Here is a 12582-nt window from a genome sequence, read left to right as displayed (position 1 = left end):
GTCAGGAAAGGGTCGATGATGACCACGATTACCAAACAACCGGATCCGGGGCCCACCACCGGTGCGGCCCGGAAACCAGGGAACCCAGGAAAACCTGGAAACCCAGGGAAACCACGCAAGCGGGGAAAACCGTCCGATGGGTTCCGCGGCATCGGTGACCTGAAGGTAGCCCTCTTCTTCATCGCACCGGCGATGGTGGGCTTGATCCTCTTCTACCTCGTCCCGACCATCAGGGGCATCTACCTCAGCTTCACCGAGTACAGCATCCTCGGCGACCCCGAATGGATCGGTACGCGGAACTACGAACGCATAGCCAAGGACCCGCTGTTCTGGAATGCCTTGGGCGTCACTTCGGAATACGTTGTGATCAACATCGTCCTCCAAACGGCCTTGGCCCTGGGCCTTGCCATCCTGATGCATCGCGTGGCAAAGTCAACCCTCATCCGCGGCGCGCTCCTGATGCCCTATCTCATGGCAAACGTCATCGCGGCCCTGCTCTGGTTTTGGATGCTTGACTACCAGATCGGCATCATCAACCAGATCATCGAATGGACCGGGCTTCCGCGGGTGGCCTTCTTCGGCAGTGAGCAATGGGCCATCCCCACCCAGGCACTGATCAACACGTGGCGGCACATGGGCTACACAGCCCTCCTGATCTTCGCCGGACTCCAGGCCATCCCAAACAGCGTCTACGAGGCCGCCAGCATCGACGGCTCCAGGGCGGTGAGCACTTTCTGGCGGATCACGTTGCCACTGTTGCGGCCGGTCCTGGTACTGGTCCTCGTAGTGACAGTCATCGGCTCCTTCCAGGTCTTCGACACCGTGGCCGTCACCACGGCCGGCGGACCCGTCAACGCCACCCGGGTGCTGCAGTTCTACATCTACCAGCGCGCCTTCAACGAGCAGGACTTCGGCTACGGATCCGCCTTGGCCGTCATCCTCTTCCTCATCCTCGCAATCGTCGCTTTCATCCAGATGAAATTCCTCCGCGGCAACCAGTCGGACCTGGACTAAGGACACGCCATGACCACTCTTGCATCGCCCAAGTCCGGCAGCCGCCGTCGAGCATTCAGCCGGCCCTTCAACTGGCGACGTGCCATCGCCCTTACCCTCCTCGCCCTGGCCGTAGCCGTGAGCATCCTGCCCTTCTACTGGGTGCTGCGCACCGCGCTGTCCTCCAACGGCTCCCTCGCCGCGAACTCCGCCAACCTGTTGCCGGCCGACTTCAACCTGGGCGCGTTCAAGCGTGTCTTCGGCCTCCAAAGTGCCTCCGAAGCCATCGCCGAAGGCGGCTCGGGCGCTTCGATCAATTTCTGGCAGTACCTGTGGAACTCGCTGCTCTTCTCCGGCATCACCACAGCCTGTGCGGTGTTCTTCAGCTCGATGGCCGCCTACGCGTTCTCCCGGCTGCGGTGGAAAGGCCGCGACGCAGTCTTCTCCCTGTTCCTTGCCACCATGCTCGTCCCGCCGATCTTCACGGCCCTGCCCAACTTCCTGCTCATCAAGAACCTGGGCCTGCTCAATTCCATGCTGGGGCTCGTGCTGCCCTACCTGTTCATGACCCCATTCGCGATCTTCTTCATGCGCCAGTTCTTCCTGAACATGTCCAGGGAAGTCGAAGAAGCTGCAATGCTCGACGGCGCCAAGCACTGGCGGATCTTCTTCCAGATCATCATGCCCAACGCAGCTGCCCCGATCGCGACCCTCGCGTTGCTGACCTTCATGGGTCAGTGGAACGAATACTTCTGGCCACTGCTGGTAGGCACCTCCGAGGAGTCCCGGGTACTGACCGTGGGACTGGGAGTCTTCAAATCCCAGTCCCCGCAGGGCGCGCCGGACTGGTCCGGGCTCATGGCAGCAACACTCGTCTCCGCCACTCCCGTGCTGATCCTCTTCGCCATCTTCGGCAAACGAATCGTCAACTCCATCGGCTTCAACGGCACCAAATAATCTCCTCCCTCCCGCGGAACCCGGCATGTGCCGGCACGCACCCCCACCCGTCCTGAAAGGACCAACCATGATGAACAAGAAGGCACTGGGCGCCGTCGCCGCAGCCGCTGTCCTCGCACTGTCCGCCTGCTCGGGCGGAGCCTCCGGGGCAGAAGCTGCCAAGGGCGAGATCAACTACTGGCTCTGGGATGCCAACCAGCTCCCTGCCTACCAACAGTGCGCCACCGACTTCACCAAGGCCAACCCGGACATCACTGTCAAGATCACCCAGACCGGTTGGGACGACTACTGGTCCAAGCTCACCAACGGCATGGCCTCCGGCACCGCACCGGACGTCTTCACGGACCACCTTTCCAAGTACCCGGACTTCCTCAAGACCAAGCAGCTGGTGGCCCTTGACGACTCCATCAAGCAGGACAACGTAGACGTTTCCCAGTACAACGAAGGCCTTGCCGACCTCTGGGTGGGCCAGGATGGAAAGCGCTACGGACTGCCCAAAGACTGGGACACCGTTGCCCTGTTCTACAACCAGAAGATGGCCACCGACGCCGGCATCACCCCTGAACAGATGGGCTCGCTGACCTGGAACCCACAGGACGGCGGAACGTACGAGAAAGCAATCGCCCGGCTCACCGTGGACAAGAACGGCAAACGCGGCGACGAAGCCGGCTTCGACAAGAACAACGTTGCCGTCTATGGGTTGGGGCTGCCGGGCTCCGACGCCGAAAACGCCGGCCAGACGCAGTGGAGCTACCTGTCCGCGACCACGGGCTGGACCACCACAGACAAGAACCCCTGGGGCACCCACTTCAACTACGACGACAAGAAGCTCCAGGACACCATCGACTGGTGGGCCTCGCTCGCCGCGAAGGGCTACATGCCCAAGCTTGAGACCACCGTTGGCGCCAACGCCGCCGATAGCTTCGGTGCGGGGAAGGCCGCCATCAACAGCAACGGTTCCTGGATGATCGGCCAGTACACCGGCTACAAGGGCATTGACGTCGGCATCGCCCCCACTCCCCAGGGCCCCGAAGGCAAACGCGCCTCCATGTTCAACGGCTTGGCCGACTCAGTGTGGGCCGGCACCAAGAAGAAGGACGCTGCCATCAAGTGGGTCGAATACCTCGGCTCTGCAGCCTGCCAGGACGTCGTAGCTTCCAAGGCCGTGGTGTTCCCCGCCATCACCACCTCCTCCGAGAAGGCAGCAGAAGCCTTCAAGGCCAAGAACGTGGACGTCAGTGCCTTCACCCAGCACGTGAAGGACAAGACAACCTTCATGCTCCCGATCACCGACAACGCCGCCAAGGTTGCCGGAATCATGAAGCCTGCAGTTGACGCTGTGATCGCAGGCAAGGCACCGGCCAGTACGCTGACGGCAGCCAACGAACAGGTCAACGCGCTCTTCGCGAAGTAGCACCCCTGTTGTGGGGCCTGCTTTGCGCGTTATTTTCATCGCGAAGCACGCAGAGTGGGCCCCGCAACGCCCCTTTACCGGCTCAGAGCCCACCGATTGAAAGTGACTTCATACATGCACCCGCTCCACCTCCGTTCCGCAGGTACCAGCCTGGTGATCAGCACCCACCGCGGAGAGGCTGAGATAACCCACTGGGGAGCCGACCTGGGCGAGACCCTGCCTGACCTGGCCATTCTCAACGAGCCAATTCCGCCTTCCGCCATCGACGCCAACGTCCCCGCAGGGCTCCTGCCGCAGGCTTCCTCCAGTTGGCAGGGCCGGCCCGGACTGCGTGGCCACCGCATTACCGACGGCGTACCAGGTTTTGATTTCTCCCTCCGCCTTCGCACGGTGAGCGCGACGGCGGACGGTACTGCCGCCGTCGTGGTTCAGTCCGATCCCGACGCCGGCATCACCGTGACCAGCAACCTCACCTTGCACCCGGGCGGGCTTCTCGAACTGCGACACACCCTCACCAACGACGGCACCTCGCCTTTCCAGGTGGATGAGCTGGCGACGATGCTCCCGGTGGCGCCTGACGCCGTCGAACTTTTGGACCTGACTGGTCGCTGGTGCCGTGAACGCCACCCGCAGCGCCGGGCCATCCAACAGGGAACGTGGGTCCGGACCGGACGCCACGGACGCACTGGACACGACTCATCCCTCCTGCTGGCTGCGGGGACCGCCGGGTTCGGTAACCGCCACGGCAAGGTGTGGGCCACGCACCTGGCCTGGAGCGGCAACCACGAGCAATTTGCGGACAGCGTCGCCGATGGCCGGACCATGGTGGGCGGCTCAGAGCTGCTGGGACCCGCCGAAGTCATCCTTCAGCCGGGCGGGAGCTACACCACGCCTGCACTGTTTGCCGCCTACTCAGACCGTGGTTTGGATGGGATCTCGGAAGCGTTCTACTCCTGGTTCCGCTCACGTCCGCACCACGTGGGTGCAGCTTCCGGAAAGGCCCGCCCAGTAGTCCTCAACACCTGGGAAGCGGTGTACTTCGACCACAACCTGGACACCCTGATCGAGCTGGCGGAATCGGCGGCTGAGCTTGGCGTTGAGCGTTTTGTGCTCGACGACGGCTGGTTCCGCGGGCGCCGCGGCGACCACGCCGGGTTGGGCGACTGGTACGTTGACGAAACCCTCTGGCCCGATGGGCTGACGCCGTTGATTGATGCCGTGACCAGCCGCGGTATGGAGTTCGGTCTCTGGGTGGAGCCGGAAATGGTCAACCTGGACTCCGACATCGCCAGGGCGCATCCCGAATGGATCGTGGGGCCCTCGGCAATTTCCCACAAGGACGGTGGCCGGCTGCCCTTGGGATGGCGGCAGCAGCATGTGATCGACCTCGTGAACCCGGACGCGTGGCAGTACATTTACGACCGCATCCACGCGCTGCTGAGCGAGAACAGCATCAGCTACCTCAAGTGGGACCAGAACCGGGACCTCCTGGAACACGGACATGCCGGCCGGGCTTCGGTCCACGAGCAAACACTGGCTGCCTACCGGCTCTTCGACGCCTTGAAGGCCGCCCATCCCGGGGTGGAAATCGAAAGCTGCTCCTCCGGTGGCGCGCGTGTGGACCTCGGCATCCTGGAACGGACCGACCGTATCTGGGCCTCGGACTGCAACGACGCCTTGGAACGGCAGACCATCCAGCGATGGACCGGATTGGTGGTTCCGCCGGAGCTGGTGGGCGGCCACATTGGACCCACGACGTCGCACACCACTGGCCGCACCCACGACCTCTCCTTCCGCGCCATCACTGCCCTTTTCGGGCACTTTGGCATGGAGTGGGACGTCCGCAGCGTCGCCGGGGCGGAGCGCGAGGAACTCAAGCGCTTCATCGGCCTGTACAAGGAACACCGCGGACTGATCCACAGTGGCCGAATGGTGCGGGCCGATGTGCCGGACGAGTCGCTGATGGTGCACGGCGTTGTTGCCGAGACTGAAGGGGCCGACGGCGGCACACCCGCTGGTGCCACTGCTGCACTTTTCGCTGTGGTGAAGACCCGAACAGGCTTTGGGGAGCTGACCGGACGGGTGGCGATCCCGGGACTGGTTCCTTCCCGTTCATACCGGGTGGAGGCGATTTTCCCGACACCCGCTGACGCCGACTACGGGCACACCTTCACCGAGGCAAAGCCCGCGCCGTGGTTGGCATCCGGGGCCGAAGCCACGGGACGTTTCCTGGGCGAAGTGGGCCTGCCGATGCCGGTCCTGAACCCGGAGCATGCCATCCTGCTGCGGTTCACGGCCCTCTGACCCTCACCCACATCCCCCAGGCTTCCCGGGAACCCTCACGCACATCCCAAGGGCTTCCCGGGAACCCTCACGCACATCCCAAGGGCTTCCCGGGAACCCTCACGCACATCCCCTGCGTTTTAGACGGCGTCCGCCAGATAGTCGATGGCCAGCTTGTACCCAAGTACGCCCGCGCCAACGATGATCGCAGTACAGACACCCGACAAATACGAGTGGTGTCGGAACTCTTCACGCTGGTGGACGTTGGTGATGTGTACTTCGACGGCGGGAAGCTGCACCGCGGCCAGGGCGTCACGGAGTGCCACTGATGTATGCGTGTAGGCACCGGCGTTGATCACAATTCCGACGGCGGTGCCTCGCGCTGCGTGGATGGCGTCCAGGAGGTCGCCTTCATGGTTTGATTGCACGCAGTCAACGGTGAAGCCATGGGCTGAGGCCGCCGACATGGCGAGCTGCTCGACGTCGGCCAGTGTTGACGTTCCATACTTCTCAGGCTCGCGTGTGCCCAAGAGGTTGAGGTTGGGTCCATTGATCACAAGGATGGTGCCGCGACCAGCTTCGGTGGCGGGAGTGGCTTCAGTCATGGCTCCCAATCTATAGCGGCCTGGGAACTCACGGGAACCGTGCCCGCTCCGTGAGCGGTGCCGGCCCGAAAACACCCACCATGCGGGAGAACCGTTACTTACGGGTGCACTGGCCCGGCGTAACGGGGTTGCTGAGGCCTGAAGCCTGCGCGGCCACGGGTTCCAGGTCTGCCATGGTGAGGGCGAAGCCCAGGGCGGCGTCAGTGGTTGTCTTAGCGAAAATGAGCCCGGCGACCTCCCCCTGCATGGTGAGCAACGGGCCGCCCGAGTTGCCCGGTTGAACATCACCGGCCAACTTATAGACCTGTTCCGGAGAAGGATTCGCGCCGTAAATATCCGGGACAATGATGGTCGAGATCCCCTGCACCGTTGCCGGCTTGGACTGGAAAGGACCGCCGTGCGGGTACCCCGCGAAAGCCGCAGGGCTGCCGTCGGGCAGGTCCGCACTCATAGGCAGCGGACTGGACTGCAGTCCATCCACGGCCAGGACTGCGATGTCCCGCTGGGGGTCGAAGTAGACCACCCGACCCGGCAACGCACCGCCGTCGGGAACTTCCACCACGGGCTGCGACACGCCCGCCACGACGTGGGCATTGGTCACGACGCGCCCGGGCGCCACAACAAATCCGGACCCGGTCTGGTTCTGGCCGCATTCAAAGGCTGTGCCGGCGATTTTGAGGACTGACTCCGCTGCCTGGTTCAGGGCCGGGGTGTCCGTGGAGGCGTTGGGAACGGGCACCGGAGTCACAGGGCCGATGCCCTCGATGAGCTTGGGAATGCCATCGCCGATCACGGTGGAACGCAACTGTGCCATGGTGCTCTTGACGGGCGTTGGAGTGATGTTGTCGATGTAGCGGATCACCCGGGAACCGGCCAGTTGCTGGGAAACAAAAGGCACACCCAGCGAACTGATGCTGAACGCCAACATGGACATGACCAGCGCCGCCACCACTACGCTCACTACGCCGCCGATCAAGCGGTCAACGGCATGCAGCGGCTTGATCCGCACGGCGTGGCGGATTTTGCGTCCGATCATGGTTCCAAGCCCATGACCCAAAGCAATAAGCACGACGGCGGCACCCACCGTGGCGGTCAGCCTCCAACCGCTGTCCGTCACCCACCCGCTCACAAGTGGCACGGCGATGAACGCTGCGATGGCGCCGACCACGAATCCGGCAATTCCACCCAACGTGACCATAAAGCCGTTGCGCAGGCCATAGATCAGGTAGGACAGGAGCATCAGGATCAATGCGAAATCCAATATCGTCAAGCCAAACACCAATGCTCCTCATAGCCGCGTAGCGCCAATTGTAGTTGTGGACCCTGACAACCAACCGTTAGTCACATCACCACGGCAGCCCTGTGAATGCTGCTCTTAGCCTGTTCCGAGGCCCTCATTTAGGGCGTTCCATGGCTGAAACCCGCGTAGTTTCAGCGTTTCGAGTGCCAAGTACGTCACAGAAGCCTAAAAATTCTGAAACAATGGCCTGAGCGCCACGACCGAAACTTATATTCAGGAGATTTCATGGACATCGAGGTATTGCGCCGCGCACCCCTCTTCGCCACCCTTGACGACGACGCATTCCGCTTGCTGACGGACGAACTCACCGAGGTGGACCTTTCACGTGGAGCTTCGGTGTTCCGCGAAGGCGACCAGGGTGACCAGCTCTACTTCATCGTTTCCGGCAAGGTGAAGCTCGGCCGCACCTCCCCCGATGGCCGCGAGTCCCTGCTGGCCATCCTCGGCCCGGGCGAGCTCTTCGGCGAGATGGCATTGTTCGACCCCAGCCCGCGTACCGCCACGGCCACCGCCGTTTCGGAGACGCGTCTGGCCGGCCTCAAGAACGAGAGCCTCAACGCACTGCTCCGCACGCGTCCCGAGGTTTCCGCGCAGCTGCTGCAGGCCCTGGCCCGCCGCCTGCGTCGGACCAACGACTCTTTGTCCGACCTCGTCTTCTCCGACGTTCCCGGCCGCGTTGCCAAGGCCCTGCTGGACCTGGCTGATCGCTTCGGCCGTCCGGCGACCGACGGTGTCCTGGTGGCTCACGAGCTCACGCAGGAAGAACTCGCCCAGCTGGTTGGCGCTTCCCGCGAGACCGTGAACAAGGCGCTTGCCGAATTTGTTCAGCGTGGGTGGCTCCGCCTCGAAGCCCGCGCCGTGGTGATCCTGGACATGCAGCGTCTTCGCCAGCGTTCCCGCTAAGCATCACATCAGAAAAGCTGCCCCGGTTGTCACCGGGGCGGCTTTTTTGTTGGCATTGAGAGACCGTCCGGCCCGCACCCGGGGGACGTGAGAGAGGGTGCAGCCCGAACCCGGGGGACATGAGAGACCGTCCGGCCCAAACCCAGGGGACGTGAAAGAGCGTGCGGCTAGCGCTCGCGCTGGGGCTCTCCGGCGATGGTACGGGCGGCTTCGACCTCGAGCATCAGGATTCCGCCCTCGTCCACCAGTTTGGCCTGGTACACGTGCGCTTTGCGCTTGTAGCTCAGGTAGGCGATGCAACCGTTGGCGGCCGACATTTTCTCGAGCATGATTTCGGAGCCGGGAACCAGGAGTTGGCCGAGGGTGAGGCCCACAGTATTCGCCTGGCCGATCTCGTCGCCGAGCGCCGGAGTGTCGCGGAGTGCGATCGCCTCGGCCGCGGTCACCCAGCGACCCCACACGCCCTTGCTTTCCAGGATGCTCGGCTGCTGGTTCACCGGAACCGTGGCAGCGAAGTAGCGGGTGTTGAAGCGGGTATGCGCGAAGTCCGGGCTCAGCCAGTTCACCAGGGGTTTCAGGAGATCGGTGCGGAGGGAAAGCCCGCGCTTGGAGAGCATCTCCGTAAAGGATTTTTCCTGCGCGGCAACTGCTTCCCGTGCTCGCATCCAGTCCACCGTGGAATTCGATTCAACAGTGGAAGATGCGTCCGGACCTGCGAGCAGCACGCCGGTTTCTTCAAAGAGTTCGCGGATAGCGCCCACAACGTGACGGCGGGCGAGTCCGACGTCGTCCGTTCCCATGTGCTCAGCCCACTGCTGCGGGGTGGGGCCGATCCAACCTACGGGGTCGTCGTCGGACGGATCGAGGGAACCGCCAGGGAAGGCGACAACGCCCAGCGGCGAGGAACCTGGCCTGTAGCCAAGCCAGGTTTCCAAGCCGGTGGGTGAGTCGCGCAAGAGCACAACGGATGATGCGAAGCGGGCGGCCCTGGGGGTCCGCTCGCCGAGCTCAAGCCAGTTCCGTGCTGCCCCTTCGAGTTCGGGGGGCAGTACAAACAGGCGGCGGGCAAGCTGCGGCAATTGGGTGAACCGGTTCCTTAGCTGAATTCAGCGATGAGCTCGACTTCGACAGGAGAGTCGAGCGGCAGGACAGAAACGCCGACGGCGGAGCGTGCGTGCTTGCCGGCGTCGCCAAATACCTGGCCCAGAAGTTCGGATGCACCGTTGATGACGCCGGGCTGGCCGGTGAAGGTGGGTTCCGAGGCTACGAAGCCCACTACTTTGACGATGCGGGTCACGCGGTCAAGATCGCCGATGACGCTCTTGACGGCGGCCAGGGCGTTGATGGCGCAGACAGCGGCGTAGCGCTTGGCGTCTTCGGGATCAACGGTGGGTTCGTCGGACGCGCCCAACTCGCCGAGGGAAACTTTGCCCTTGGCTTCGAGTTTGCCGTTAATAAAGGGCAGCTGTCCGGACGTGTAAACGTAGTTGCCGGAGACGATGGCCGGAACGTAGTCCGCCACGGGTGCGGCGACCTCGGGAAGAGTCAGTCCGAGCTCAGCCAGGCGCTGCTCCACAGCGGATGTGGGGGCGCCGGATTCCGCGGGAGACGTGGTTTCTGCGGGGGTGGTCATGGTTACTGCTTCTCCCTCTTCAGGTATGCAACAAGGCCTTTGCCATCGGGGCCTCCGACAACCTGGACAAGCTCCCAGCCGTCCTCGCCCCACTGGTCCAGGATCTGCTTCGTGGCGTGAATAATGAGCGGAATCGTGGCGTACTCCCATTTGGTCATGACAGAAAGCCTAGCCCGTGCCGGTAAACTGGAAAACATGGTGACTCGCAAGAACCCACTATTCGACACTGCCACCACCCTCGGAAAGATTCTAGGCTTCCTTGGTGTGAGCGCGATTTGTGGCGTCCTCGTGGCGGGCCTTTTGGTCCCCGCAGCCGCCGTTTCGGGCAGTGCCGCCAGTGGTTCAATTCAGTTCTTTGACACTCTGCCGGCGGAACTGCAGGTGGATCCGCCCAGCCAGAACACCACGATCCTGGCGAAGGACGGTACGCCGATCGCCTCGATTTATGCGGAGAACCGGACCAAGGTTCCGCTGGACTCCATGAGCCCGTTCATCAAGGACGCTGTCATCGCGATCGAGGACAGCCGTTTCTATGAGCACGGCGGTATCGACACCACCGGCATCATGCGAGCCATCGTCAGCACCGCCCGCGGCAACAAGCAGGGCGCGTCCACCATCACGCAGCAGTACGTGAACAACGTCATCAACGAGTCCCTGGTGGCGTCCGACCGCGAAGAAGACGTCAAACTCAACGGCGGCGACAAGGGCGTGGGCGACAAGCTCCGCGAAATGAAGCTCGCCATCGCCTTGGAGAAGAAGTTCTCCAAGGAACAGATCCTTGAGGGCTACCTCAACATCGTGTTCTTCAACCGTGACGCCTACGGAATCGAAGCTGCTTCCAAGTTCTTCTTCAGCACCACCGCCAAGGACCTGACACTTCCGCAGGCCGCCCTCCTGGCCGGCCTCGTGAACAGCCCCTCGGCCTTCGATCCCATCGCCAACCCGGACAACGCGAAGAAGCGCCGCGACCTTGTACTCGCCGCAATGGTGAACCAGCACAAGATCACCCAGGCCCAGTACGACGAAGCCGTAGCAACACCGGTCACCACCAAGGTCACCCCGGCCCGCCAAGGCTGCGCCTATGCCACCATGGCGCCGTACTTCTGTGACTACGTCCTGCACCTTCTTTTCAACAACCCGGCGTACGGCGACACCACGGACGAGCGCATCAAGCGCGTCCAGCGTGGCGGCCTCACCATCCAGACCACCCTCGATCCGACGGCCCAGACCGTAGCCCAGCAGCAGGTTGATGCCACTGCCGGCGCCAACCCGGACAAGTGGGGCGCGTCCATCACGTCGGTCCAGCCGGGCACGGGCCAGATCGTGAGCATGGCCCAGAACACCGTATGGCTCCCTCAAGAGGGCAAGTTCGATCAAACCCAGAACTTCAACGTTGACGTCCTGGATGCCGACGGCAATGACCTCAACGGCATCGGTGGCTTCCAGCCTGGCTCGACGATGAAGCCGTTCACGTTCGCCCAATGGCTCAACGAGGGCAAGTCGATGAATACCACCATCAACGCGAGCGTGCGAAAGTATGGAGTCAACTTTCCGTGGCGTAACACCTGTCCCACGCCGGTCAATGGTTTCTACGACAGGAACGTGGCCGGTAGCTTCGACCTCCAGAACTCGGATGAGGGCTACTACCGGAACATGACCGTCCTGTACGGGCTCATGAACTCCATCAACACCGCGACGTTTGCCTCGGCTTCCCAGGTGGACCTGTGTGGAATCCAGGGCATTGTGGATGCCACCGGAATCCACGGTGGACTCCCGACCCGTGATGAAGCGGGCAAGGTCACTGACCCGAACCCCAAGGTTCCGATGACCACACTGTCCAACCTGATCGGCGCTACGCAGACTGCACCCCTGACCATGGCGGCTGCTTTTGCGACCTTCGCTGCTGACGGTAAATACTGTGAGCCGATTGCCATCACGTCGGTGAAGGACCAGTCGGGCGCTGAATTGCCTGCCCAGTCATCCAACTGCAAGGATGCCGTCAAACCTGAGGTTGCCCGTGGTGTTGCTTACGCCATGCAGGAAGTGCTCAACGCAGGCTCGGGTTCGCTGATCCGCCCGTCGCTTTCCACGAAGGGCAACTTCCCGGTGGCTGCCAAGACCGGTACCAACGACTCCAACGGCTCCACCTGGGTCGTGGGTTACACCACCGGCCTGGCCACGGCTTCGTGGTTCGGTGATCCGCTGGACAACCAGCTCCGCCCCGGACGTAACCTGACCATCAACGGCCAGTTCTACCAGTCCATTGACGGTTACATGATTGCCGGTCCGCAGTTCACCAACTACATGTTGTCTGTGGCTCCTGCATACGGAACCAACCCGTTCCCGGCACCTCCGTCCAACCTGTTGGGCACGGCCGCTCCGCAGCGCAACACGACGCCGGCACCCACCACGCAGAACCCCGCACCGCCCTCCAATAACGGAAACAGCGGCAACGGGAACAATGGCAATAATGGCAACGGCAACAAGGGCTAGG

Annotated in this window: 11 protein-coding genes; 6 read left to right on the top strand and 5 right to left on the bottom strand. The window is 62.8% G+C overall.

The window, feature by feature from the left end; genetic code table 11:
- Positions 1 to 18: 18 nt before the first annotated feature.
- The 4 genes from AC6JA3_RS04500 (at position 19) to AC6JA3_RS04485 (ending at position 5668) form a co-directional block, all read left to right on the top strand.
- Complete coding sequence (locus tag AC6JA3_RS04500) at positions 19 to 1014, top strand: carbohydrate ABC transporter permease (RefSeq protein WP_497920619.1); 996 nt, start codon at positions 19 to 21, stop codon at positions 1012 to 1014.
- 9 nt (positions 1015 to 1023) lie between these two features.
- On the top strand, positions 1024 to 1950 hold the full coding sequence (locus tag AC6JA3_RS04495) for a carbohydrate ABC transporter permease (RefSeq protein ID WP_026541386.1): 927 nt from the start codon (positions 1024 to 1026) through the stop codon (positions 1948 to 1950).
- A gap of 67 nt (positions 1951 to 2017) precedes the next feature.
- Complete coding sequence (locus tag AC6JA3_RS04490) at positions 2018 to 3364, top strand: ABC transporter substrate-binding protein (protein WP_347782684.1); 1347 nt, start codon at positions 2018 to 2020, stop codon at positions 3362 to 3364.
- 114 nt (positions 3365 to 3478) lie between these two features.
- Complete coding sequence (locus AC6JA3_RS04485) at positions 3479 to 5668, top strand: alpha-galactosidase (RefSeq protein WP_347783635.1); 2190 nt, start codon at positions 3479 to 3481, stop codon at positions 5666 to 5668.
- Positions 5669 to 5787: 119 nt separating this feature from the next.
- Here AC6JA3_RS04485 and aroQ read toward each other — a convergent pair whose 3' ends face one another.
- Both aroQ and AC6JA3_RS04475 read right to left on the bottom strand, forming a co-directional pair.
- Positions 5788 to 6252 (bottom strand): type II 3-dehydroquinate dehydratase, encoded by a 465-nt coding sequence (gene aroQ / locus AC6JA3_RS04480; RefSeq protein WP_026546553.1) that lies wholly within the window; start codon positions 6250 to 6252, stop codon positions 5788 to 5790.
- A gap of 94 nt (positions 6253 to 6346) precedes the next feature.
- Positions 6347 to 7531: a MarP family serine protease gene (locus AC6JA3_RS04475; protein WP_026541390.1), complete on the bottom strand. Its 1185-nt coding sequence runs from the start codon at positions 7529 to 7531 to the stop codon at positions 6347 to 6349.
- A gap of 246 nt (positions 7532 to 7777) precedes the next feature.
- Here AC6JA3_RS04475 and AC6JA3_RS04470 point away from each other — a divergent pair, with 246 nt between their 5' ends.
- Positions 7778 to 8455: a Crp/Fnr family transcriptional regulator gene (locus AC6JA3_RS04470; RefSeq protein WP_011775987.1), complete on the top strand. Its 678-nt coding sequence runs from the start codon at positions 7778 to 7780 to the stop codon at positions 8453 to 8455.
- 167 nt (positions 8456 to 8622) lie between these two features.
- Here AC6JA3_RS04470 and AC6JA3_RS04465 read toward each other — a convergent pair whose 3' ends face one another.
- Genes AC6JA3_RS04465 through sp36 form a run of 3 tightly spaced genes read right to left on the bottom strand, consistent with a single transcriptional unit; the run spans position 8623 to position 10246 of the window.
- On the bottom strand, positions 8623 to 9534 hold the full coding sequence (locus AC6JA3_RS04465; RefSeq protein WP_026541391.1) for an NUDIX hydrolase: 912 nt from the start codon (positions 9532 to 9534) through the stop codon (positions 8623 to 8625).
- 17 nt (positions 9535 to 9551) lie between these two features.
- On the bottom strand, positions 9552 to 10088 hold the full coding sequence (locus AC6JA3_RS04460) for a RidA family protein (protein WP_026546555.1): 537 nt from the start codon (positions 10086 to 10088) through the stop codon (positions 9552 to 9554).
- A gap of 2 nt (positions 10089 to 10090) precedes the next feature.
- Entirely contained in the window at positions 10091 to 10246 is a 156-nt protein-coding gene (sp36, locus tag AC6JA3_RS04455) for a Sp36 family protein (RefSeq protein ID WP_011775990.1), read from the bottom strand.
- Between sp36 and AC6JA3_RS04450 the strand changes: the two genes are divergently transcribed.
- A complete protein-coding gene (locus AC6JA3_RS04450) occupies positions 10245 to 12581 on the top strand; it encodes a transglycosylase domain-containing protein (RefSeq protein ID WP_497919922.1) in 2337 nt (778 codons plus the stop codon). The genes sp36 and AC6JA3_RS04450 overlap by 2 nt on opposite strands.
- Position 12582: the final 1 nt, after the last annotated feature.

It is taken from the genome of Arthrobacter sp. TmtSoilC79, assembly GCF_059739405.1.
The sequence above is the reverse complement of the archived record's forward strand: the minus strand, read 5'-3'. Positions and strand labels throughout refer to the sequence as shown.